This window comes from Flavobacterium ginsenosidimutans (assembly GCF_037478105.1).
GTDB classification, from domain to species: domain Bacteria; phylum Bacteroidota; class Bacteroidia; order Flavobacteriales; family Flavobacteriaceae; genus Flavobacterium; species Flavobacterium ginsenosidimutans.
In genome coordinates this window covers 1,417,121-1,439,507 of sequence record NZ_CP147988.1, presented here as the reverse complement: position 1 = coordinate 1,439,507, position 22,387 = coordinate 1,417,121, and the positions used below count along the sequence as shown (strand labels likewise).

At 32.3% G+C, this 22,387-nt stretch carries 25 protein-coding genes; 17 read left to right on the top strand and 8 right to left on the bottom strand.

Translation table 11 applies throughout. The features are described from left to right. Window positions 1–52 precede the first annotated feature (52 nt). The 8 genes from cyoE (at window position 53) to V6624_RS06485 (ending at window position 5,200) form a co-directional block, all read left to right on the top strand. Window positions 53–955: a heme o synthase gene (gene cyoE / locus V6624_RS06520; RefSeq protein WP_111283771.1), complete on the top strand. Its 903-nt coding sequence runs from the start codon at window positions 53–55 to the stop codon at window positions 953–955. A gap of 2 nt (window positions 956–957) precedes the next feature. Beyond that, a complete protein-coding gene (locus V6624_RS06515) occupies window positions 958–1,545 on the top strand; it encodes a cytochrome c oxidase subunit 3 (RefSeq protein WP_338841321.1) in 588 nt (195 codons plus the stop codon). A gap of 42 nt (window positions 1,546–1,587) precedes the next feature. Beyond that, window positions 1,588–2,571, top strand: coding sequence for a cytochrome c oxidase subunit 3 (locus V6624_RS06510; RefSeq protein ID WP_111283775.1), 984 nt, complete (start codon window positions 1,588–1,590; stop codon window positions 2,569–2,571). A 19-nt stretch (window positions 2,572–2,590) separates the two neighbouring features. Continuing rightward, window positions 2,591–2,941, top strand: a complete 351-nt coding sequence (locus V6624_RS06505; RefSeq protein WP_111283777.1) for a cytochrome C oxidase subunit IV family protein — start codon at window positions 2,591–2,593, stop codon at window positions 2,939–2,941. Between the two features lie 79 nt (window positions 2,942–3,020). Continuing rightward, a complete protein-coding gene (locus tag V6624_RS06500) occupies window positions 3,021–3,662 on the top strand; it encodes a hypothetical protein (RefSeq protein WP_111283779.1) in 642 nt (213 codons plus the stop codon). 11 nt (window positions 3,663–3,673) lie between these two features. Further along, on the top strand, window positions 3,674–4,360 hold the full coding sequence (locus V6624_RS06495) for an SCO family protein (RefSeq protein WP_111283781.1): 687 nt from the start codon (window positions 3,674–3,676) through the stop codon (window positions 4,358–4,360). Between the two features lie 2 nt (window positions 4,361–4,362). Beyond that, window positions 4,363–4,947, top strand: a complete 585-nt coding sequence (locus tag V6624_RS06490; protein WP_111283783.1) for a DUF420 domain-containing protein — start codon at window positions 4,363–4,365, stop codon at window positions 4,945–4,947. Continuing rightward, window positions 4,937–5,200, top strand: coding sequence for a hypothetical protein (locus V6624_RS06485; RefSeq protein ID WP_111283785.1), 264 nt, complete (start codon window positions 4,937–4,939; stop codon window positions 5,198–5,200). The genes V6624_RS06490 and V6624_RS06485 overlap by 11 nt, the downstream gene beginning before the upstream one ends. 20 nt (window positions 5,201–5,220) lie before the next feature. Here the strand turns inward: V6624_RS06485 and V6624_RS06480 are convergent, their stop codons facing one another. Beyond that, a complete protein-coding gene (locus V6624_RS06480) occupies window positions 5,221–6,627 on the bottom strand; it encodes a DUF4403 family protein (protein ID WP_111283787.1) in 1,407 nt (468 codons plus the stop codon). A 177-nt stretch (window positions 6,628–6,804) separates the two neighbouring features. Between V6624_RS06480 and V6624_RS06475 the strand changes: the two genes are divergently transcribed. From V6624_RS06475 to tsaB, 7 genes are all read left to right on the top strand, one after another. Continuing rightward, window positions 6,805–7,506, top strand: a complete 702-nt coding sequence (locus V6624_RS06475) for an ABC transporter ATP-binding protein (protein WP_056188268.1) — start codon at window positions 6,805–6,807, stop codon at window positions 7,504–7,506. Further along, the gene (locus V6624_RS06470) at window positions 7,499–8,743 is read left to right on the top strand and encodes an ABC transporter permease (protein ID WP_111283789.1); all 1,245 of its coding nucleotides are present in this window, start codon (window positions 7,499–7,501) and stop codon (window positions 8,741–8,743) included. Before V6624_RS06475 ends, V6624_RS06470 begins: the two co-directional genes overlap by 8 nt. A 2-nt stretch (window positions 8,744–8,745) precedes the next feature. Further along, window positions 8,746–10,011, top strand: a complete 1,266-nt coding sequence (locus V6624_RS06465; RefSeq protein WP_111283791.1) for an ABC transporter permease — start codon at window positions 8,746–8,748, stop codon at window positions 10,009–10,011. Between the two features lie 38 nt (window positions 10,012–10,049). Beyond that, entirely contained in the window at window positions 10,050–11,165 is a 1,116-nt protein-coding gene (locus V6624_RS06460; protein ID WP_111283793.1) for an efflux RND transporter periplasmic adaptor subunit, read from the top strand. Window positions 11,166–11,251: 86 nt separating this feature from the next. Then, on the top strand, window positions 11,252–12,634 hold the full coding sequence (locus V6624_RS06455) for a TolC family protein (RefSeq protein WP_111283795.1): 1,383 nt from the start codon (window positions 11,252–11,254) through the stop codon (window positions 12,632–12,634). Window positions 12,635–12,640: 6 nt separating this feature from the next. Continuing rightward, window positions 12,641–13,933, top strand: a complete 1,293-nt coding sequence (locus tag V6624_RS06450; RefSeq protein ID WP_338841318.1) for an efflux RND transporter periplasmic adaptor subunit — start codon at window positions 12,641–12,643, stop codon at window positions 13,931–13,933. A gap of 296 nt (window positions 13,934–14,229) precedes the next feature. Then, window positions 14,230–14,901, top strand: coding sequence for a tRNA (adenosine(37)-N6)-threonylcarbamoyltransferase complex dimerization subunit type 1 TsaB (gene tsaB, locus V6624_RS06445; protein WP_111283799.1), 672 nt, complete (start codon window positions 14,230–14,232; stop codon window positions 14,899–14,901). Window positions 14,902–14,904: 3 nt separating this feature from the next. Here tsaB and V6624_RS06440 read toward each other — a convergent pair whose 3' ends face one another. The 3 genes from V6624_RS06440 to V6624_RS06430 form a co-directional block, all read right to left on the bottom strand. After that, window positions 14,905–15,717 carry a mechanosensitive ion channel family protein gene (locus V6624_RS06440; RefSeq protein ID WP_111283801.1) on the bottom strand — a complete coding sequence of 271 codons (813 nt, stop codon included), beginning with the start codon at window positions 15,715–15,717 and terminating at the stop codon, window positions 14,905–14,907. Between the two features lie 86 nt (window positions 15,718–15,803). Beyond that, entirely contained in the window at window positions 15,804–16,211 is a 408-nt protein-coding gene (locus tag V6624_RS06435) for a YtxH domain-containing protein (RefSeq protein WP_111283803.1), read from the bottom strand. A gap of 145 nt (window positions 16,212–16,356) precedes the next feature. Then, entirely contained in the window at window positions 16,357–17,256 is a 900-nt protein-coding gene (locus tag V6624_RS06430) for a NifU family protein (RefSeq protein ID WP_111283805.1), read from the bottom strand. Window positions 17,257–17,399: 143 nt separating this feature from the next. Here V6624_RS06430 and V6624_RS06425 point away from each other — a divergent pair, with 143 nt between their 5' ends. Beyond that, the gene (locus V6624_RS06425) at window positions 17,400–18,389 is read left to right on the top strand and encodes a PorP/SprF family type IX secretion system membrane protein (RefSeq protein ID WP_111283807.1); all 990 of its coding nucleotides are present in this window, start codon (window positions 17,400–17,402) and stop codon (window positions 18,387–18,389) included. 11 nt (window positions 18,390–18,400) lie between these two features. Continuing rightward, a complete protein-coding gene (locus tag V6624_RS06420; protein WP_111283809.1) occupies window positions 18,401–18,919 on the top strand; it encodes a gamma carbonic anhydrase family protein in 519 nt (172 codons plus the stop codon). 93 nt (window positions 18,920–19,012) lie between these two features. On the opposite strand, the gene V6624_RS06415 is transcribed toward V6624_RS06420, so the two are convergent. From V6624_RS06415 to V6624_RS06400, 4 genes are all read right to left on the bottom strand, one after another. Then, on the bottom strand, window positions 19,013–19,726 hold the full coding sequence (locus V6624_RS06415; RefSeq protein ID WP_111283811.1) for a LytR/AlgR family response regulator transcription factor: 714 nt from the start codon (window positions 19,724–19,726) through the stop codon (window positions 19,013–19,015). 221 nt (window positions 19,727–19,947) lie between these two features. Beyond that, window positions 19,948–21,060 (bottom strand): sensor histidine kinase, encoded by a 1,113-nt coding sequence (locus V6624_RS06410; protein WP_111283813.1) that lies wholly within the window; start codon window positions 21,058–21,060, stop codon window positions 19,948–19,950. After that, window positions 21,061–21,393 (bottom strand): DUF4907 domain-containing protein, encoded by a 333-nt coding sequence (locus tag V6624_RS06405; RefSeq protein ID WP_239455568.1) that lies wholly within the window; start codon window positions 21,391–21,393, stop codon window positions 21,061–21,063. Continuing rightward, the gene (locus V6624_RS06400; RefSeq protein WP_111283817.1) at window positions 21,380–22,384 is read right to left on the bottom strand and encodes a Kelch repeat-containing protein; all 1,005 of its coding nucleotides are present in this window, start codon (window positions 22,382–22,384) and stop codon (window positions 21,380–21,382) included. The genes V6624_RS06405 and V6624_RS06400 overlap by 14 nt, the downstream gene beginning before the upstream one ends. Between the last annotated feature and the right edge of the window lie 3 nt (window positions 22,385–22,387).

Genomic DNA, 22,387 nt, shown 5'->3' with positions numbered 1-22,387 from the left:
ATCTAATTTGTACATTTGCACCACTCAAAAAAAATACACAAAATACAATAGATTGAACACTGCAAAAAATACATTATCAATCAAATCAATATTTCTAGATTTTAAAGAGATTACTAAAGCTGGTCTGGCTATTAGTGTATTGTTTTCTTCTATTGCTGGATATTTGTTAGGAGTAGATTCTGAACACCCTTTTAAATGGAGCGTTTTGGCTGTTTTAGCAGTTGGCGGTTACTGTATGGTTGGAGCTTCAAATGCTTTTAATCAAGTAATTGAGAAAGATATCGATTCTTTAATGGATCGTACTAAAAATCGTCCAGTGCCATCAGGACGTATGTCTCCAAAGGTAGCTTTGCTTGTGGCAAGTTTGCTGACTATTTTAGGGATTGCACTTCTTTATACTATAAATGCTAAGTCAGCAATGTTTGCTGCAATTTCTATATTTCTTTACACAAGTGTATATACGCCATTAAAAACAGTAACTTCGTTGTCTGTTTTTGTTGGAGCATTTCCTGGAGCAATTCCGTTTATGCTGGGCTGGGTAGCAGCGACTGGCGAATTTGGCATTGAAGCAGGTACTTTATTCTTGATTCAATTCTTTTGGCAGTTTCCTCATTTTTGGTCTATTGGATGGTTTTTGTATGAAGACTACGAAAAAGCAGGAATTTTTATGCTTCCAACTGGTAAAAAAGATAATGGAACGGCATTACAGATTATATTGTATACAATTTGGCTAATAATAGCTTCATTATTGCCTATGTTAGGTTTTACGGGACAATTGTTTATTTCTCCAATTGCAGCTATTCTTGTATTTCTTTTAGGAATTTGGATGCTTTTTTATGCGGTAAAACTGTATCGATTAAGAACAGCAAAAGCAGCGAGGACACTAATGCTAGTAAGCGTGTCTTATATATCGCTTTTGCAAATTGTATTTATAGTAGATAAATTTTTAAGATAGTTATGGAAATGACATTAAAAACAAATGAAGAACAAGCAAGAAAGTCAAAATCAGCAAAACTGATTTTACTTTTTGCAATGGTAAGTATGACCATGATGTTTGCGGGTTTAACAAGCGCATTTGTAGTAAGTAAATCAAGAGCAGACTGGTTGAAGAATTTTGAACTTCCTTCAGCGTTCTATTGGAGTACAGCAGTAATTATTGCATGCAGTGTTACTTTTTATTTAGCTAAAAAAGCTATTCAAAAAGATAACAGAAGCGCAGTTACAAGTTTACTTTTAGGAACTTTAGCTTTAGGAGTTTTATTTGTGGTATTGCAATTCAAAGGATTTGGACAAATCGTTGCAGAAGGATACTATTTTACAGGAGAAGGTAGCTCAATTACTACAACTTTTCTTTATGTTGTAACAGTTACACACCTGTTGCACTTAGCTGGCGGATTAATTTCACTTTTAATTATAATTTATAATCATTTTAAACAAAAATACAATTCGACTCAAACTCTTGGTATAGAACTAGGTGCGATGTATTGGCACTTTTTGGATTTATTATGGGTATATTTATTTTTATTTTTATATTTCTTTAAATAAGAAAAAAACGTAAATTTGGGAACTTTTTAACGAATATCTTTTATGGGAGCGACAGTTACTACTGCAAACAACGACGAAAAAACTTGGGGAGGCGGTCACAATGAGCCTTTAGGAGCAAGTTATGGTAAAATGATGATGTGGTTTTTTATCGTATCAGATGCCTTAACATTCTCTGGATTTCTAGGAGCTTATGGTTTTTCTAGATTTAAATTTATTGAAACTTGGCCTTTGGCTGATGAAGTGTTCACTCACTTCCCATTTATGCATGGTGTTGCGGCTCCAATGTATTATGTAGCATTAATGACTTTTATTTTGATCTTTTCTTCTGTAACAATGGTACTAGCTGTTGATGCAGGACACCAATTGAAAAAAACAAAAGTTGCAATCTACATGTTCTTAACTATTATTGGAGGTTTAATTTTCGTTGGTTCTCAAGCTTGGGAATGGAAAAACTTCATTAAAGGTGAATATGGAGCAGTTGAAACTGTTGGAGGTAGCTTACTTCAATTTGTGGACAAAGATGGTAAAAGAGTAGCTTTAGCTGATTTTGCTGTTAAATTGCCAGAACAAAGAGAAGCTTTAACAAGAAGCCATTCAACTTGGTTTATGGAAGATGCTCAATCTCTTCCTTCTTACACAGTTGCTGAAGTTCAGGCTGGATTTAAAGCTCACCCTGAAATTTTAATTAGAACAGAAAAACTTACAGATAATAAGAAAAAAACAGTCTTATCAAGAGAAGAATCTGAAAAACATTTAGCTACTGCTAAATATGTAGTAGAAGGTGCTAACTTGATCAGAAACGAGTATGGTAATAAATTATTCGCTGATTTCTTCTTCTTCATTACAGGTTTCCACGGATTCCACGTATTCTCTGGAGTTATCATCAATATCATTATTTTCTTTAATGTATTATTAGGTACTTACGAGAAAAGAAGAAGCTACGAAATGGTAGAGAAAGTTGGATTATACTGGCACTTTGTAGATTTAGTTTGGGTATTTGTATTTACAGTTTTCTACCTAGTTTAATTTTTAGAATTTAATTATTATGTCACACGAGCACGTATCAAATACAAAAAGAATCTGGTTTGTTTTCGGATTGCTTTCAGTAGTAACTACAATTGAAGTTATCTTAGGGATCTACAAACCTGGAGTATTAGAATTTAATCATTTTGTTGGATTGAATCTATTAAACTGGATTTTCTATATCTTAACAATTTTCAAAGCATATTATATTGTATGGGCATTTATGCACATGGAAGGTGAAAAAAGCAGCCTTAGATGGTCTGTTGTTTCTCCTGTTATCTTCCTAGTTTTATATTTATTGTTTATTCTGTTAACAGAAGGACATTATATTTATGGGGTTTTTAAAGATTCTACTATTAAATGGAATTTTTAACATGATATTAATTCGAAAAGAAGCTCCGATTTACGGAGCTTTTTTTATTTTTGTACCTCAATAATTTTCCGTTAATACAATGAAAAAAAATATAGTTCTCTTTGTACTTTTTGTATTGCCAATTGTAGCGTATTTATTTTTCGCTTCTGGTGTAAATAGTTTTACGACACTTCCTGTAATAACACCAAAAGTTGCTGATTTTGGAAATTGGAATTCATTAAACGGAAAAAAAATCTCCCTTAATAAAAAGATCACCGTATTAGGTTTTTCGGGCTCGAACATTTTAGAAAATAGAGGGAATTATTTTAATTTAAATGAAAAGATCTACAAACGTTATAATGGTTTCGAAGATCTTCAGTTTGTAGTTTTATGCCCGATTGGAACAGAAAAAGATGCTCAAAAAATCGTTGATGCTTTATCACCTTTTACAGATGTTAAAAACTGGAATTTTGTATTTGCTTCAAATGAAGAGATCCAGAAATTTTATGACGGATTGCATTTAAAAGAAAAACTAAATCAAAATCTTGGGACTTCGAATGTTTATATTATTGATAAAGAAAGAAACCTAAGAGGAAGAAAAGATAAAGAAGAGTATAAAGAAGGATATGATACTTTTCATCCGTCAGAGTTAAGTAACGAAATGCTGGATGATTTCAAAATTATCTTATACGAATACCGCGCAGCTTTAAAGAAAAATCATAACGCTACAAAGCAACTTTAAAATCATTTATAATGTTCAAAAACAAATCATATATAGGAATCTCTTTTGTCATTCTGATTTTCGGGATTTACGCTATTCCTAAAATTGTTGATCGAGTTAAAAACGGTGACGTTGTCAAAGGAAATCGTTTGGATAATGTCGAATCGAAATCTTCTAAAGATGCAAAACTCTTGACTATTGGCCCTGCACCAAAATTCGAATTAACGAATCAAGATAATGCGAAGGTTTCAAATGAAACTTACAAAGGGAAAGTATATGTTTTGGAATTCTTTTTTACAACTTGCCCGTCTATTTGTCCAAAGATGAATATGAGTATGCTGGAAATTGAAAAGACATTTTTTGGAAATCCTAACTTCGGAATTGTTTCAATTACAATTGATCCAAAACACGATACTCCACAAGTTTTAAAAGATCATGCAAAATTACTTGGAGTAAAATCTTCTAACTGGAATTTCTTAACAGGGGAGAAAGACGTAATTATGGATTTATCAAACAAAGGTTTTAATCTTTATGCTGGCGAAAATGATAAAGTAAGCGGAGGTTTTGAACACTCAGGATTGTTTGCTTTAATTGATAAAGATGGAAACATTCGATGCAGAAAAGATGAATACGGAAATCCTAGTATTTATTATGATGGTTTAGACAAAAAAGGAGTTCGCGATATTCAAGAAGACATTAAAATTTTATTAGCAGAATAAAAATGGAAGATAATACTTTAGAGAAAAAATATAATAAATTGATTATTGCGGTTTCAATTGTAATTCCGGTTGTAGTAGCAATTTTGTTCGGAGTTAAATTAAAAGATTTTGGTTTTAATGTAGAGCCTTTATCGTTTTTGCCACCAATTTATGCAACTACAAATGGTATCACTGCTGTTGTGCTAGTTTGGGCGGTTTTAGCAATAAAAAATGGAAAACAAAAATTGCACGAACGATTAATGACTTTTGCAATTGCTTTATCTGTTGCATTCTTGGTTATGTATGTGGCCTATCATATGACTTCTGATTCTACAAAATTTGGAGATTCTAACCACGATGGTATTTTGGATGCAGTAGAAAGCGCTAAAGTTGGTTCATTGCGATTAGTTTACTTTGTTATTCTAATAACTCATATTTTGCTTTCTATTATAATTATTCCGTTGGTTTTAATTACTTATGTAAGAGCACTTGCAAAACGATTTGACAAACACAGAAAAATTGCGAAGATCACTTTTCCAATTTGGCTGTATGTCGCTGTAACTGGAGTTGTAGTATTTTTAATGATTTCTCCTTATTATGCACACTAAAAAAAATAATTTTCAAATTATAAAATCCAAATTTCAAGCCTTAGTTTTTGGAATTTGTTTTTTCCTTATTGGAGCTTCTGCCAATGCGCAATGTGCAATGTGCCGTGCGGCATTATCAGGAGATTCTAATATTAAAAAAGCTGAAGCGGTAAATGATGGAATTGTTTATTTAATGGTAATTCCGTATTTACTTGTCGCGATTATAGGATATCTGATTTATCGAATGTATTCTAAAAAGAAAAAAGCAGTGTAATTTTACACTGCTTTTCTTTTTTATTTAAGTCCGTTTACTGAGACATTAACCGTTCCATTTATTTTGATGAAAGCTATAATTGCCTGATTGGTTAACTGTATTTTATCAAACTGAATATCCTCCATTTTTCCGTTTACAAATACACCAGGCATTGGAGAATAATTCTTTAAATAACCTGCCATGCTTTTCTTTCCTTCTTCCAAATTTGGTTGGATTGAATAGCGACAGCTTTCTTCCATTTTTCTCAGAATATATCCTTGTGCGAGCCAGTTTGCAGTTCTCATTAATTTACTTTTGGTATCTAGAACATAATCCAGTTTGTCGAAATAAATCTCTTTTGTTTGCGGATTGTACTGCGGAAAACCATTTAAATAAAGTGTGCCGTTTATAGATCCTAAAACGTCTAATGCAATAACCATTTTTCCGTCTTTATGCCAGATTGAAACATTTTTTACTGTGACTTTTTTGCTTCCTGAACCAAATTCCTGACCAGCAAAATTCTTGGTCATAATCTTTGATGCATCTATATAACTTGAAATTGCAGCAATATTAGCAGAAATCTGATTTGGAATTTTAGCAACAGGTTTCAAAACGATTTTGCTGGCACTATATTTTGATTCAGGTTGTTTTCCAACAATAGTTTCCATGTTGCATTTCATTCCCATATCTAGCAGAAATGAATCGTTTTTAAGTTTGGCATTTGTTGAATAAATTTCAATAGGAACAATTCTCAGCCAGCTTTCATAAGTATCACTCATTTGAAAAGGTGTACAGATTTTTTCAACTGCTTGAAGAACATTTGGTTTAAAATCCATTGATTTTTCAATTGCTTCGTCTATTTTCTTTTCAAGTTTACTTTTAAAAATAGAAATCGCTGGATTTATTAAATAGGTTATAGGCATATTTTTACCAAAGATAGACATGGTTGGGCTTTCGTTCCAATCGAGAGATTTAAATTCGGTTTTAGTGGTTAACTTCCAGTTGCTAAGAACTGCTTCGCTAGACAATGTTATAATTCCGTTTAAATTAAATTCTCTTACGTCATATAATTCTACACCTAGTTTTTTGGTTCCAATTCGATATTTGATATTCGCTTTAAGCGGTAGAATAGTTTTTATTCTTTTATCAGGATTGGATGGATCATTTTGAATTTTAATTGGAGCTTGTTTCCAGATTTTCATTTCAATATCATCATCTTCGATATTATTATCTTCATAAATTAATCCGTTTAGAAGCGAATTTGTCTGATTTTCAATATCGCTTAATTTTATCGTTATCGGAAGATTAATAAAGGAAGGATTGCTGTCGTAAACTAACGGACTAGCATCGTCAGGTTCAGGTTTTAATGTTTCTAATTTTTGAGTTGAAGAACAGCTTGTTAATACGGCAAGCACCGAAAACATTGAAATAACAGAAGTAAGCTTCATTTAGTATGAATTTTTAAGACAAGGTAAAATTACGAAAACAATCATATTTTCTTAAAAAAGTGTAACAATTATAATTAATGTCAGTCTAATACTAAATAGGTAACAGAATTATTAACTTTTTATTATCATAATTTACTTAATAAAAATGTTATTATTGTCTAAAAATTTAACAATACCATGATCGAAATTAAAGATTTACACAAATCCTATAAAATGGGAAGTTCGGAATTACACGTATTGAAAGGGATTAATTTTAATATTGAAGAAGGAGAATTAGTTGCGATCATGGGATCATCTGGTTCTGGAAAATCTACTCTTCTTAATATTTTAGGAATTTTGGATGAAGCTGATTCTGGAAGTTACATTTTAGATAAAACCCCAATCAAAAAATTAAACGAAACGATTGCTTCAAAATATCGCAATAAATTTTTAGGTTTCGTTTTTCAGTCTTTTAACCTAATAAATTATAAAACAGCATTAGACAATGTTGCAATGCCGTTGTATTACCAAGGGATTAAAAGAAAAGAACGTTACGAAATCGCGATGAGATATTTGGAGAAAGTAGGCTTAGGATCTCATTCCCATCACTTGCCTAATGAGCTTTCTGGAGGTCAGAAACAACGTGTCGCGATTGCAAGAGCATTAGCTTCAAATCCGAAAGTTTTACTAGCCGATGAACCGACTGGAGCGCTTGATACTAAAACTTCTTATGAAGTAATGGAGCTTATTCAAGGAATTAACGACGAAGGGAAAACAATTTTGATTGTTACACACGAACCTGATATTGCTGCAATGTGCAAAAGAAACGTAGTCCTGAAAGATGGATTAATTATCGATGATAAAAAAGTAGAACAAGTTAGAGCTTCGTCTTATGTTTAATATTGAACGCTGGCAGGAAATATTTGAAGCCATTTCTAAGAACCGATTAAGAACATTCTTAACGGGGGTTTCTGTGGCTTCGGGAATTTTTATTTTGGTGATTCTGCTTGGTGCAGGAAGAGGGCTTCAAAACGGAATTGAAAAACAATTCGAACGTGATGCTGCAGGAATTATAGAAGTTTGGTCGGGTACGACAACTAAAGAATACAAAGGATTAAACCCAGGCAGACAAGTTCAGTTTCGTAATAGTGATTACAATCAATCTGTTCAAAAATTTGAAGATAAATTAGATTTGAGAGCCTCAACAAACAATTATTGGGGACAACCTTTTGCTTACGGAAAAGAATCTGGGAATTATCAATTTAGAGGTGTTGATCCAGATTATGGCGGAATAGAAAATTTAACCATTATTCAAGGCCGATATGTAAATGCTAAAGATTTGCAAAGTAATGCAAAAGTGGCTGTTATTGGACTGAAATTGAAAACCGATTTGCTTAAAGATAAAGAAGCAATTGGAGAAGAAATCTTAATTAACAATATTAATTTTAAAGTAATTGGAGTTTTTACTGATCCAGGAGGAGAAAGAGAAGAAACTCGTGCGTATTTACCATTGACTACCGTTCAAAAAACGTTTGGTGGAGGTGATAAAATCAGCAATTTGTTTTTTACGCTTAAAAAGACAAGTAATTATGATGAAGCATTAGCACAGTCTGAAAAATTTACACAAGATTTAAAAGATCTGCTGAAAAGTAAAAACATGGTTGCTCCAGAAGATGACAGCGGTGTTGGTGTTTATAATTCGGTAAAAGATGCCAAACAGTTTTATGATCTTAATTTATATATCAGACTTTTCTTTTGGTGGGTCGGTATTTGTACGATCATCGCAGGTGTAGTTGGGGTAAGTAATATCATGCTTATCATTGTGAAGGAAAGAACAAAAGAAATTGGAATTAGAAAAGCACTTGGAGCATCTCCATTTTCAATTATCTCAATGATTCTTCATGAATCAATATTTATTACCACAATTGCTGGTTTTATTGGTTTGTTAGGAAGTTTGCTTTTATTAGAATTTGTTGGGCCAATGGTTCAAAGTGAATTCTTTAGAAATCCAGAAGTAGATTTTGGTGTAGCTTTGACTACCTTGATTTTACTTGTATTTGCAGGTGCAATGGCTGGTTTTTTTCCAGCTTACCGAGCAGCCAAAATTAAACCTATTGTAGCACTTAGAGACGAATAATTATGTTTAGTAAAGATAATTGGGACGAAATTTTACAGGCATTAACTGCCAATGTTTTCAGAACGGTTCTAACTGCTTTTGGAGTATTTTGGGGTATATTTATTTTGGTAATATTGCTAGCAGCTGGTAACGGTTTAGAAAATGGAGTTAAAAAAGGATTTGACGGAATAGCAACCAATACTATGTTTATGTGGAGTCAGACTACTTCTAAAGCATATAAAGGTTTGCCAAAAACACGCCGTTATGATTTTAGAAATAGTGATGTTGCCGCATTGAAACAAGCTATACCAGATTTATTATACGTTTCACCAAGAAATCAGCTTGGAGATTTTAATGGAACAAATAATGTGGTAAGAGGAACTAAAACTTCTGCATTTACAATTTATGGAGATTATCCTGAATTGATTAAGCAGCAGCCGATGGATATCATTAAAGGCCGTTTTGTAAATCAGCAGGATATTAATGAGCGACGTAAAGTAGCCGTAATTGGAAAAGGGGTTATCAGTGAATTGTATGGCAAAGAAGAAGAATGCGTTGGAACTTACATCAAAATCAATGGTATAAATTTCATGGTTGTTGGAGTTTACTCTTCTAAACAGCAAGGAGGAAATGCAGAACAAGAACAAAAGAATATTTTTATTCCGTTTACAACATTTCAGCAGGCTTTTAATTATGGAGATAAAGTAGGGTGGATGGCACTTACAGCAAAAGACGAATCGTCGATTACAGATCTGAAACCAAAAATATTAGAATTAATTAAAGCTTTGCATTCAGTTAATCCTACAGATGATCGTGCAGTTGGAAATTTCGATTTGTATGAGCAGTTCAATAAAGTGCAAAGTCTTTTTAATATTTTAAAAGTGATTGCATACTTTGTAGGAACTTTAGTTTTGATATCGGGAGTAATTGGAATTTCTAATATCATGCTGATTGTAGTTAAAGAACGTACAAAAGAAATAGGTATTAGAAGAGCTTTAGGAGCAACACCTGGAGCAATTAGAGGTCAAATATTATCAGAATCTATATTTTTAACGATCATTTCTGGAATGCTTGGAATTGCCGTTGCAACAGGAATCATAGCACTTTTAAATATGGCGTTAGATTCGATGCCACCTGGCGGAAATACAATGTTTGCCAACCCTAGTGTAGATTTGGGAGTAGTATTTGTAGCATTGTTAATATTAGTAGGATCGGGATTATTGGCAGGATTTATTCCGGCGCAAACCGCTATTAGTGTTAAGCCAGTAGATGCATTAAGAACAGAATAAAATTATCAATCAAAATAAATCGATTAAACCAAGAACAAATGAAAAAAGGAGTAACCGTAACCATTTTAATATTCATTGCAATTGTTTTCTTTGGCGCACTTTATTATTTGTATGCTAAGAATCAAGAATCGCCGATTGTATTTAAAACGGAAAAAGCAGAGATTAAAACTATAGTAAAAAATACTATTGCGACAGGAAATATTCAACCTGATGAAGAGGTCTTAATTAAACCAAATATTTCAGGTATTATTGAAGAAGTGTACATTAAAGCCGGTGAAAAAATCAAAGCTGGCGATATGATTGCAAAAATTAGAGTTGTAGCCAATGTTTCGAACGTGAGTAGTACGCAAAATCAGGTTCAAACAGCTAAAATTGCTTTGGATAATCAGGAAAGACTTTATAAAAGACAAAAAACATTATTCGAAAAAGATGTAATTTCAGCAAACGATTTTGATGCTGCACAAGTAGCTTACAATCAGGCGAAACAAACTTATTTGGCGGCAAAACAAAGTTTGGATATTGTTAAAACAGGAACAACTTCTTCTTTAGGAAGTTATGCCAATACCTTAATCCGTTCTACGGTAAACGGAATGGTGTTAGACGTTCCAGTAAAAGTTGGAAATCAGGTTATTGAAAGTAATAACTTTAACGAAGGAACTACAATTGCAAGTGTTGCCGATGTCGGAAGAATGATTTTTATTGGAAAAATTGACGAATCTGAAGTAGGAAAAATTAAAGAAAAAATGCCAATTGAAATTACAATTGGTGCAATCGAAAATAAAAAGTTTGAAGCTGTTTTAAATTATATTGCTCCAAAAGGAGTTACAGAAAATGGAGCTATCCAGTTTGAAATTAAAGGGCATATGATCAATAGAGATGATACTTTTATTAGAGCTGGTTTAAGCGCAAATGCTTCAATTATTTTAGAAAAAGCAGATAAAGTTCTGGCAATTAAAGAATCTTTGGTTCAATTTGACAAAAAAACACAAAAGCCTTATGTTGAGATTGAAACTGCTCCGCAGAAATTTCAAAGAAGAGATTTAGTTTTAGGAGTAAGTGACGGAATCTACGTTCAAGTTAAAAGCGGTCTAAAAGACACAGATAAAATCAAAATCTGGAATCAGGGTTTGATTACTGAAGGAGAAAAAAAATAATTTAATTTGAAGGTTTAGGGATCTTTTTGGTTTTAAAAAATGTTAAATTCGCGTAGTTCAGTTTACTGCGCTTTCATCGAAGATATATGAAAATAAATAAATATAATAGTCTGGTTATTGCAATGTTATTCAGTTTCGGATTAACTGGACAGGCGCAATCAAAGAAATGGACTCTGGAAGAGTGTGTTAGATACGCACTTGAAAATAATATCACAGTAAAACTATCTGAATTAGATGTTAAAAATGCTGAGATCGATAAAAGAGGAGCTTTAGGCAATTATCTTCCATCTGTAAACGGAAGTGCCTCTCACTCTTGGAACATTGGTTTGAACCAGGATGTTACGACAGGTATTTTACGTAATCAAACTACACAATATTCTTCTGTTGGTTTAAATGCAGGAGTTGATATCTACAAAGGTCTGCAGAATCAAAACACTATGAGAAAGGCAAAATTAAGTATCATTGCTTCGCATTATCAGCTGTTAAAAATGCAAGAAGATATTTCTTTGAATGTTGCTAGTGCGTTTTTGCAGATTTTATCTAATAAAGAAGATTTAAAGGTGAAAACAGAGCAATTGGCAATTGACGAAAAACGTTTTGCGCGTTCTGAAGAAATGGTAAAAGCAGGAACTATTCCGCGTGGAGATTTGTTCGATTTGAAAGCAACTGTTGCAACAGACAAACAAAACATCGCTGTTTCTGAAAATAATTTATTGATTTCTAAATTAAGTTTGGCTCAGCTTTTACAATTAAAAGAATTTGCAGATTTTGATGTAGCAGATGATACGAATGTAGCCGATGAAAATAATATCCTAGCTCAGAGTCCAATTGAAATTTACAATAAAGCTAAAGAAACAAGGACAGAGTTAAAATTAGCACAAACAAATCTTGAAATCGCTGAGAAAAATGTTGCTATAGCTAAAGGAGCTTATCAGCCAACACTTTCTGGTTTTTATGGGTTTAATACCAGAGCAAGTTATAGTGATCAAGTTAAGTTAGATGCAAGTGGTAATCCATATACTGTAGGTCCCGATCCTATTTTCCAGCAGTTTAGTGATAATAAAGGGCATAATTTTGGTTTACAGTTAAACGTTCCTATTTTTAACGGTTTTTCAGTTAAGAATAATGTTGAACGTAATAAAGTAAGTTTAGAAAAATCTAAAATAGATTTAGAGCAAAAAAGTTTAGATTTGCAACGTAACGTTTATACTGCTTTTACAGATGCAAGAGGAGCTTTAAATACTTATGAATCTGCTACAGTTACTTTAGAAGCAAGACAGCAGGCTTATAATTACGCAAAAGAAAAGTATGATGTTGGTTTAATGAATTCATTTGATTTCACACAAGCTCAAACATTATTGACTAATGCACAGTCTGATGTAATTAGAACAAAATACGATTACATGTTTAAAATCAAAATATTAGAGTTTTATTTCGGAATTCCAATCGTTCCAATTATTACAAAATAATTTATTATGCAAAAAAAAACAGTTTATTTCTTATTAGGTGGAGCAGTAGCTCTCATTGTAGCTTTAGTGATTCTTTCTAAGAAAGGAGTAATAGGAAATAAGGACGAAGGAAAAGAAGTAGAAACTGCAAAAGTTACTGCTTCAACAATTGTTGAAACAGTTTCGGCAACAGGAAAAATTCAGCCAGAGATTGAAGTTAAAATAGCTTCGATGGTTTCTGGAGAAATCATTTCATTAAATATCAAAGAAGGACAAGTTGTTAAAAAAGGCGATTTATTAGTAAAAATAAACCCTGACTTATATACTTCTGGATTAGATAGATCTGTTGCAAATTTGGCAGGAACAAAAGCAAGTCTTACTCAATCTGATGCTAGTTTTAAAGAAGCAAAAGCAAATTATGAGCGAAATAAAACTTTGTATGGTAAAGGCGTAATCTCAAAATCGGATTGGGATAAAGCCGTTTCTTCTTATGAAGTTGCAAAAGCAACAAAACAAAGCGCTTATTACAATGTTCAAAGTGCTTCTGCATCTGTAACAGAAGCTCGCGATAATCTTGGACGTACAACGATTTATTCTCCAGCAGACGGAACAATTTCTGTTTTGAATGTAGAATTAGGAGAAAGAGTTCTAGGAACGCAGCAAATGGCTGGAACAGAGCTTTTGCGTGTTGCCAACCTTAACAATATGGAAGTTGAAGTTGATGTGAACGAAAATGATATTGTAAAAATTAAAATAGGAGACGAAGCAAATGTTGAAGTTGACGCTTATTTGAAAAAGAAATTCAAAGGAGTGGTAACTAGTATTTCTAATTCTGCAAGCACAACATTAACTTCAGATCAGGTAACCAACTTTAAAGTTAAGGTTCGTATTTTAAAAGATTCTTACCAAGATTTATTAGAAGGAAAACCAAGCACCTATTCTCCTTTTAGACCAGGAATGACGGCTACGGTTGATATTATCACAACAACAAAAACAAATGTTTTGGCAGTACCAATTAGCTCTGTTGTGGTAAAATCAGATACTACTGCGGTAAAAGATTTTACTGTTGAAGATCCTAACCAAGATAAAAAAGTTGCTCCAAAAAGCGATAAAAAATTCGAATGTGTTTTTGTGAAAGTTGGAGATAAAGCTAAAATTAGAGTCATTAAAACAGGAATTCAAGACGATACTAATATTGAAGTTATGTCTGGGTTAAAACCAGGAGATGTTGTAATTACAGGTCCGTATACAACAGTTTCTAAGGAACTTAACTCTGGAGATAAAGTGAAAAATAAAAAAGCTGAAGAACCTAAGAAATAATTCTTTATGATGATTTCCTTATGCGGTAGCCCTCCAGCTGGATTTTTTCAAGCATTATTTACGATTGGATTAGTTGTAATAGGAGCATTTATGTCGTACACGCATTATAAAGTGTATAAAAGTGAATATTACAAAGAAGAGTTTGTATATTTTTCAATTGGAAAAAAGATAATACTTTATGTGAGTTTTTTGATGGTTAATTTGTGTATTATACCATTACTGTTGTTACTTTGTCTTTTTCTTTTTTCCTGACATACTTTATTTGTCAAACATTAATAATTTAAAATTAAAATATTTTGTCTTTTATTCTCAACATCGAAACGGCTACTAAAAATTGTTCAGTATCTGTCGCAAAAGATGGAAAAACCATTGCATGCAACGAACTTGCAGATGAAGGATATTCGCACGCAGAAAAACTTCATGTTTTTATAGAAGAAGTAATTGCAAAAGCAGGCATTTCTGTTCAGGATTTGAATGCAATTGCAGTTAGTCAGGGACCAGGATCTTATACAGGTTTAAGAATTGGTGTTTCTGCAGCAAAAGGTTTATGTTATGCTTTAAACATTCCGTTAATTGCTGTTGATACGCTTCAAACTTTGGCATCGCAGGCAGGAGTTATTGACGGAAAAATTATACCAATGTTAGATGCGCGCCGTATGGAAGTTTACAGCGCCATTTTTAATTCAGATTTGACAGTTGAAAGAGCTATTAAAGCTGAAATTATTGACGAAAACTCATTTCAAGAATATACAGATAAGCTTTACTTTGTTGGCGATTGCGCTGATAAATGTAAAGCTGTTTTGATTAAAGACAACTTTGTGTTTTTAGAAAATGTAAAATACCCTTCGGCACAGGCGATGAGTAAAATCAGTTTTGATAAGTATCAAAAAAGCGACACTGTAGATGTCGCTTATTTTGAACCTTATTATTTAAAAGATTTTATGATTGCTCCTCCAAAGAAACAATAAATGTTATTTCTGAATTGTATACGGTTGAACCGCAATTCCAGCTTCATCTAAAGCTATTTTACAATTCTCTAAAGTTTCAGAGAAAACAGCTCCATAATTAGCATTTTTTGCCCAAGGGCGTACAGCAAAATCAACAGAACTTGCCGATAGATTTTTTACAAAAACCTCTGGCGCAGGTTTCTTCAATACTTTAGGGTTTTTATTTAAAACATCTAAAAGAATTTCTTTTGCCTTTTTGATATCTGAATCATAAGAAATAGCAAAAGTCAAATCTGCTCTTCTTTCTCCTTGCATCGAATAATTGATGATATTTCCGTTAGATAAAGAACCATTTGGAACAAATACAGTCTGATTATTTGCAGTAAGCATTTTGGTTACAAAAATCTGAATTTCAAGAACTGTTGCAACAACACCTTGCGCTTCTATTGTATCTCCAACTTTAAATGGTTTGAAAACAATAATTAGCATTCCGCCTGCAAAGTTAGAAAGCGATCCTTGCAATGATAAACCAACCGCAAGACCCATTGCTCCTAAAATAGCTACGAAAGATGAAGTTTCGATTCCTAATTTAGAAATAAAGGTTACAAACAATAATATTCGCAACGCCCACAATAAAATGTCGGATAAGAATTTTGTTAATGTTGGATCTAGATTTCGCTGAATCATTATTTTTCTAATGATACGATTAATCAACCTGATGGCGTATAAACCTACAAATAAGATTAAAAATGCAGAAATCAATTTAGGTGAATAATCAACTAAAATATCAATAAATCGAGTAATATATTTACTGACTTGTTCTGGGCTAATGTTCATGATTTTAAAATAAAAAAACCTTCTCAAAAGAGAAGGTAGATTAGTACTGCAAATATAAAAATATTTACATTATAAGAAAAGTGTGTTTAGGCTTTGTCAGCAGCAGCGTCGTCTATTTCTTCTACTTCTGCCGCAGATTTTTCGCTTACATCAACAACTGTTTCAGAAATAGTTTCTGGTGTTTCAACGGCCAAAGAAGCTGTTTTTTCTTTAACAGAATCCACTACATCATTTACCGCTTTAGCTGCTTTGTCAGCATATTCGCTTACGGTATCTTTTGCTTTTTCAGCATAATCTGACGCTTGGTCAATAATAGGTTCAGATGCTTCTTTTATTTTTTCAATAGTTTCTTCAGCAAAAGCTTCTGCTTTTTCAATATAAGGCGTTGCTGCTTCTTTTGCTTGTTCAAAAGTACTTTCGGCATTATTAGCTAATTCTGTTACAGACTCTTTTGTTGAGCCAAATAAATTTTTAAAAAATGAAGATAATCCCATGGTTTTTAATTAATTGGTTATTGAATACAATATTAACTAATTTTATAGAATTACTAGTTTTTTTAATGGTAAATAATTGGCAACTAGTGGTTAATAATGAAAAAAGCGCCTCAATGAGACGCTTTCTATTATATTTTTGATTGAATTAAGCATTAGAAGCTTCTACTTTAATTGCTTCATCGTTCAACATGCTTTTCAACATATTTTCGATACCGCTTTTCAAAGTAAATGTAGATGATGGACAACCGCTGCAAGCACCTTGTAATAGTACTTTTACTGTTTTATCCTCTTCGTTATAAGATTCGAAAGCAATGTTTCCACCATCTGCGGCTACAGCTGGTTTTACATATTCTTCTAAGATATTAATGATTTGCTGTGAAGTAACATCTAATTTATCAAAAGCTTCATCTTTTGTTGCTTCATTTTTGGCTTTAGTTTCAATTAAACTTTCATCCAAAACAGTTCCTCCGTTTTCTATATATTGTTTAATGAAGGTTCTTAATTCTAAAGTGATTTCATCCCAGTTATTGATCTCATATTTAGTAACCGAAATATAATTTTCATCAATAAAAATTTCTTTCACATATGGGAATTTGAATAATTCCTTTGCTAATGGAGAAGAAGCAGTTTGGTCAATATTTTTATATTCTACAGCGTTACGAGTCAACATTCTGCTTACAACAAATTTCAAAGCAGAAGGGTTAGGAGTTGTTTCTCCATAAACTGTAATTGGCTGTTTTTTTGCTTTATTTTCATCAACTTTAATGATCACTCCGCCTTTTTCAACAAACGCACTAATTTGCTCTGCAACAGCATCTTTTACATCATCCCAATCCACAATACTGTATCTTTCTATTGCTATAAAATTTCCAGAGATATAAACAGTTTTAACGAACGGTAAATAAAATAATTGTTGAGCTAAAGGAGAAGCTTGTGCTTCATCAATATTTTTAAATTCGAAATTTTGATTTTGTGTAATAAAGTCTTCAAACTCAAACTTTAAAATAGTCGGGTTTTGAGTCTCTTTTATAGTGATTTTCGTCATGATTGTATATTTTTTGCAAATTTACTAAAGTTATTTTCTACTAATACCTATATTTGATTTTTTAATGAAATAATTAAGACTCTTCTCAAAGAAATCGTGTTAAATTGCAAGAGTAAAAAATATATTGAAACAAAATTGCCTTTATGAAATTTAAAATCAGGGTTTTATTAATTTTTCTCATAACTACTTTTTATTCTTATTCACAAGAGGGAATACCAGTTTATTCAGATTATTTGTCTGATAATTATTACCTAATTCACCCATCAATGGCAGGAGCTGCCAATTGTGCTAAAATTAGATTAACGGCAAGAAAACAATGGTTTGAACAAGAAGATGCACCGTCCTTACAGACTTTAAGTTTTAACGGAAGAATTGGAGAACGCTCTGGAGGAGGTATTATTGTTTTTAATGATAAGAATGGATATCATTCTCAAAAAGGTGTCAAATTAACCTACGCACACCATATTATGTTTTCGAGAGATGAACTTGATTTAAATCAGTTATCTTTTGGAATTAGCGGAGGTTTAATTCAAAATCAATTAGATGAAACGAAATTTGGAGGAACTTTTGATCCAATAGTTTTCGGTTCAATTCAAAAAGATTCTTATTTCAATGTTGATATTGGAGCGTCTTACAACTATTTGGATTTTTACGCTCACGCAACGATTCAGGGATTATTGGAAACAAGAAGAGAATTATACACTGATTACGAAAGTGATAATCTTAGAAAGTTTTTATTTAGTGCTGGTTACGTTTTTGGAAAAAACGAAAATTGGACTTGGGAGCCTTCTATACTTTTTCAGTACTTTGATCAAACGAAAGAAAAAACGCTTGATGTGAATATGAAAGCGTATAAAAGTATGGATTTTGGAAGTCTTTGGGCTGCATTATCTTATAGGAGAGGTTTTGATGGAGCTCAGTATCTTTCCGGAAGCGGAGTTTCTTCTCAAAAATTAGAATTTATAACGCCAATTGTTGGAGTTAACTTTAAGAACTTTATGTTTGCTTACACGTATTCTCATGTAATGGGAGATGTAAAGTTTGATACTGGCGGTTATCATCAAATCACTTTAGGAATTAATTTATTCTGCACAAAAGAACGTTACGACTGTAATTGTCCTGCAATTAACTAAACTTTATTATTATGTTGATCAAGTCTGTAAACGGAAAATCACCTCTTATTCCAGAGGATTGTTATGTTGCCGAAAATGCGACTATTGTAGGAGATGTTACTTTTGGACAGTCGTGCAGCGTTTGGTTTAATGCTGTTATAAGAGGCGACGTTAATTTTATTAAAATTGGTAATAAAGTAAATATTCAAGACGGCGCTGTTATTCATTGTACTTATCAAAAACACCCAACAATTATAGGCAATAATGTTTCAATTGGACACAATGCAATAGTACATGGATGCACCATTCATGATAATGTTTTAATAGGAATGGGTGCAATTGTAATGGATAACTGTATTGTAGAAAGCAATGCTATAATTGCTGCCGGCGCAGTGGTAACTCAAAATACTGTAGTAGCTTCAGGAAGCATTTATGCTGGTGTTCCTGCTAAAAAAGTAAAAGATATTGACCAATCTGATTTTGCAGGCGAAATCGAGCGTATTTCGAACAATTATGTAATGTATTCAGGCTGGTTTAAAAACGAAGATTAAGTTTAAAAAAATAACAATAAAAGAAATTCCAAATTCCAAGAGTCTAACCTTTTTGGAATTTGGAATTTTTATTTTTTTGGAATTTTAAAAAAACTATAGGTTGATTTTTTCGAAGAAAGTACTTTTATAGCTTTCGCTGATTGGAATTCTTTTATCGCTTATTAAAACCTTGTTTTTCTGAATAGATTTCACGTGTTTTATATTGATAATATACGATCTGTGAATTCTTGCAAAACCTTTGCTGGAAAGAAGATTCTCTAATTTGATCAAGCTAATTAAAGTCAGTGTAAATTTATTGTCTGTTGTGTAAATCTTGACATAATCTTTTAATCCTTCAATAAAAAGAATATCAGCAAAATTCAATTTTACATTTTCATATTCAGCTCTTACAAACATAAAATCCTGATCTATTTCGGGAGCATTTGTGTTTTCAGCAACCTGATTTGTTGCTACCGGATGTAAAACTTGCTGCGCCCTTACAACAGCTTTTAAAAAGCGGTGAAAAGGAATTGGTTTTACCAAATAATCGACTGCACCAAGATTAAAACCTTCTACAGCATAATCAGAATAGGCAGTAGTGAAGATTACAAGAGGTTTTTTTTCGATTGTATTTAAAAAATCAATCCCAGAAAAATGTGGCATCTGAATATCCAGGAAAACCAAATCAACATTATTCTGATTGATAAATGAAACGGCATCAATTGCATTGTTAAATGAATTGATCAATTCTAATGAATCTACTTTTTTGACAAAATCTTGCAATAATTCTACTGCTAATGGTTCGTCATCAATAATTACACATTTCATTTTTTTAGGATTAAAATTTTTGAATCTGTTTTGGCATTCAAAAGTAATTTAAACGAGTAAATTATGTTTTAAAATTTTCATAAAATACTGGTGTTAAGAAATTAAATCACGCATTAACTGTAATAGATTCGGAAAATCATTCTAAAAATTTTGAAGCTTTTGCTAATGAAGCAATGCTCAAAATGACATTTAGATTTTTTTTCTGTCTATAATCAGTTTTATCAATGCATTGCGGTTTTGATTTCATCTAATTTTAAATTCAGATGAACTCTGTAATATTCATTATCCTGAGTAATGGTTAGTTCGTGTGCATTTGGATAAAGCAGATCAAGACGGCTTTGGATATTGACTAATCCAATTCCTGAATTTTCAGGGTCTTTCACATAATTTTCGATTGTATTTTCGATCCAGAAATCAAGATTGTGATCTGTAATTAAAATTTTAATCTTTACGTGAGCAGCTCCTTTATAATCAGTTCCATATTTGAAGGCATTTTCGACAAAAGAAATCAATAACAAAGGCTCAATAAATTTATTTTTAGTATCGCCATGCACATTGATAACAATGTCTTCAATATTGTTTAATCTGAGTTTTTGTAATTCGATATAATTCTGAATATAATTGACCTCTTTTTCTAAAGCCACCGTTTTATTATCTGTCTCATACAGCATATAGCGCATAAGTTCAGACAATGTCACGATGGCATCAGGGACCAAATCAGATTTTTTGTGTGCCAAAGAATAAATACTATTTAAAGAATTAAATAAAAAATGCGGATTGGTTTGTTTACGCAAATAGATTAATTCTGTATTTGTTCTGTGTGTTTCGGCAATCAGTTTATTTTGCTGATTATTATAAAATTCAGTTAGTGTTCGAATAATTGCAGAGATGGTAATAATCAGAATGTAGAAAAATGAAGGGCCAATTTTAAAAAAAAGTGGCTGTTTCATCATTCTTGGATGCATTCTGCCTTCCCTAGGAAAAAAATGCGGATCCTGAGGAAAAGTTCTCGGGGGCATTATATTCTCTGGTCTTAAATGTCTAAATTCAGGAATAAAATAATTTAACCTGATAACCATAAAAAGTGCAATTAAACCAAAGGCAAACGTAAAGTAAAGCCAATATTTTTTTTGCAATAAATACTGAGGAACCAAATAAAAATAGTTCAGGTAAAACAATACAATTCCAGTTGACCATTGGGCATAAAAATCATTACTGATTTTAAAAGGACTTTCATAAAACTGAATTAACGAAGTTAAAATAAAGAAAACCCATATTGCACAATGGAATAGAATTTTGTTATAGCCAGTATTTTTAATGGTATCGATCTGCATTTACAATTTTATTTTTAATAAAATTAAATCTTTTTCGGTTACTGTTGGAGATAAGTTCTCTTCAAGTTTATCTTTTACAAGATCGGCTACTTTTAAAGCATCTCTTTCTGTTGCAAAACTTTTGTTTTCACTTATAACCGGAATAACGGTCTGTTTAATTAAAGTTTTTTCTTTATAGCTAATTGTATATCCCCATCCAGAATTTGTTCTAAATGTAGAAGTTTTTAGTGTCTCATTTTTTTTGCATGAAGCAAAAAATAAAAGAAATGCTGTAAATATTAAAATCTTCTGGATATTGATCCAGAAGATTTTTTGAGTATTAATTGTCATCATCACTTTGTTCGTCTAACGGTTTAAACTCCCAGGCATCGTCAAAATATGTAGAACCAATTCGGCCTAACATATAGAACCCTCTGTTGTTAATCGCAAAACCAACAGCGTCTGTTCTGGTTGCACCCTCCATGGGAGTTCTTTCTTCCCATAAATCAGTAGTTGGGTTATATTCCCAAACTGTTTTTACATTTTCACCTCCAACAACATATCCTAGTCCATTCATTGAGAAACTAGAAGCGTTTGAACGAACAATAGCATAATCATCGTTGTATGAGTAATCGTCGTCTGTATCTTTGTCAATATCTCTCTTTTTAACCCATGCATCTGTTGATGGATCAAATTCCCAGAAATCTTCCTGATATGTTCCGTTGTTTGAACCTGTAACTAAATAAGCTTTGTCTGCAATTACAAATACAGTAGCATTACGTCTTTTATTTCCAGGAAAACCACTTAAAAGTGTCCAAGAGTTTGCTTGATCATCATATTGATAGAAATCTTTTAAGTAATTTCCGTCGTAACCTGTTCCGAAATAAGCTTTACCGCCAACCTGAAAACCTACAGCTGCATAACGAGCAGTTCCAGCAAAATCAGCTTTCTGAGTCCAGCTGTTGCTAGTTGGATCGTATTGGTAAAAATCTTTCAGTTTATTGGTTCCGTCATAACCAAGACCAACATATCCTTTTTCGTTTAATGCGAAGCTAGAAGCAGAACTTCTTCCAACTCCTGTAAAATCAGCTTTTTGTTCCCAATAATCTCCAGATGAGTTGTAAACCCATAAATCTTTTAAATATTCATCTCCAGTATAACCACCGACAACATATGCGAAATCTCCAATAACGAAACTTGTTGCGCTAGATCTTGCTGGACCGTCAAAGGCAGATTTCTTAATCCAGTTTCCTACTAAATCATCGTCTTCGTCATTACTGCAGCTTAGAAAAAAAAGGCTCGAAAAAAGCGCTGTGAATAAAATTCCTTTTTTTAGATTAATCATAGT

What these genes read in the sequence shown, in the direction of transcription:
- V6624_RS06515 (WP_338841321.1), top strand. Translation starts at nt 958, where the DNA reads ATGGAAATGACATTAAAAACAAATGAAGAACAAGCAAGAAAGTCAAAA.
- V6624_RS06510 (WP_111283775.1), top strand. Translation starts at nt 1,588, where the DNA reads ATGGGAGCGACAGTTACTACTGCAAACAACGACGAAAAAACTTGGGGA.
- V6624_RS06505 (WP_111283777.1), top strand. Translation starts at nt 2,591, where the DNA reads ATGTCACACGAGCACGTATCAAATACAAAAAGAATCTGGTTTGTTTTC.
- V6624_RS06500 (WP_111283779.1), top strand. Translation starts at nt 3,021, where the DNA reads ATGAAAAAAAATATAGTTCTCTTTGTACTTTTTGTATTGCCAATTGTA.
- V6624_RS06495 (WP_111283781.1), top strand. Translation starts at nt 3,674, where the DNA reads ATGTTCAAAAACAAATCATATATAGGAATCTCTTTTGTCATTCTGATT.
- V6624_RS06490 (WP_111283783.1), top strand. Translation starts at nt 4,363, where the DNA reads ATGGAAGATAATACTTTAGAGAAAAAATATAATAAATTGATTATTGCG.
- V6624_RS06485 (WP_111283785.1), top strand. Translation starts at nt 4,937, where the DNA reads ATGCACACTAAAAAAAATAATTTTCAAATTATAAAATCCAAATTTCAA.
- V6624_RS06480 (WP_111283787.1), bottom strand. Translation starts at nt 6,627, where the DNA reads ATGAAGCTTACTTCTGTTATTTCAATGTTTTCGGTGCTTGCCGTATTA.
- V6624_RS06475 (WP_056188268.1), top strand. Translation starts at nt 6,805, where the DNA reads ATGATCGAAATTAAAGATTTACACAAATCCTATAAAATGGGAAGTTCG.
- V6624_RS06470 (WP_111283789.1), top strand. Translation starts at nt 7,499, where the DNA reads ATGTTTAATATTGAACGCTGGCAGGAAATATTTGAAGCCATTTCTAAG.
- V6624_RS06465 (WP_111283791.1), top strand. Translation starts at nt 8,746, where the DNA reads ATGTTTAGTAAAGATAATTGGGACGAAATTTTACAGGCATTAACTGCC.
- V6624_RS06460 (WP_111283793.1), top strand. Translation starts at nt 10,050, where the DNA reads ATGAAAAAAGGAGTAACCGTAACCATTTTAATATTCATTGCAATTGTT.
- V6624_RS06455 (WP_111283795.1), top strand. Translation starts at nt 11,252, where the DNA reads ATGAAAATAAATAAATATAATAGTCTGGTTATTGCAATGTTATTCAGT.
- V6624_RS06450 (WP_338841318.1), top strand. Translation starts at nt 12,641, where the DNA reads ATGCAAAAAAAAACAGTTTATTTCTTATTAGGTGGAGCAGTAGCTCTC.
- V6624_RS06440 (WP_111283801.1), bottom strand. Translation starts at nt 15,717, where the DNA reads ATGAACATTAGCCCAGAACAAGTCAGTAAATATATTACTCGATTTATT.
- V6624_RS06435 (WP_111283803.1), bottom strand. Translation starts at nt 16,211, where the DNA reads ATGGGATTATCTTCATTTTTTAAAAATTTATTTGGCTCAACAAAAGAG.
- V6624_RS06430 (WP_111283805.1), bottom strand. Translation starts at nt 17,256, where the DNA reads ATGACGAAAATCACTATAAAAGAGACTCAAAACCCGACTATTTTAAAG.
- V6624_RS06425 (WP_111283807.1), top strand. Translation starts at nt 17,400, where the DNA reads ATGAAATTTAAAATCAGGGTTTTATTAATTTTTCTCATAACTACTTTT.
- V6624_RS06420 (WP_111283809.1), top strand. Translation starts at nt 18,401, where the DNA reads ATGTTGATCAAGTCTGTAAACGGAAAATCACCTCTTATTCCAGAGGAT.
- V6624_RS06415 (WP_111283811.1), bottom strand. Translation starts at nt 19,726, where the DNA reads ATGAAATGTGTAATTATTGATGACGAACCATTAGCAGTAGAATTATTG.
- V6624_RS06410 (WP_111283813.1), bottom strand. Translation starts at nt 21,060, where the DNA reads ATGCAGATCGATACCATTAAAAATACTGGCTATAACAAAATTCTATTC.
- V6624_RS06405 (WP_239455568.1), bottom strand. Translation starts at nt 21,393, where the DNA reads ATGATGACAATTAATACTCAAAAAATCTTCTGGATCAATATCCAGAAG.
- V6624_RS06400 (WP_111283817.1), bottom strand. Translation starts at nt 22,384, where the DNA reads ATGATTAATCTAAAAAAAGGAATTTTATTCACAGCGCTTTTTTCGAGC.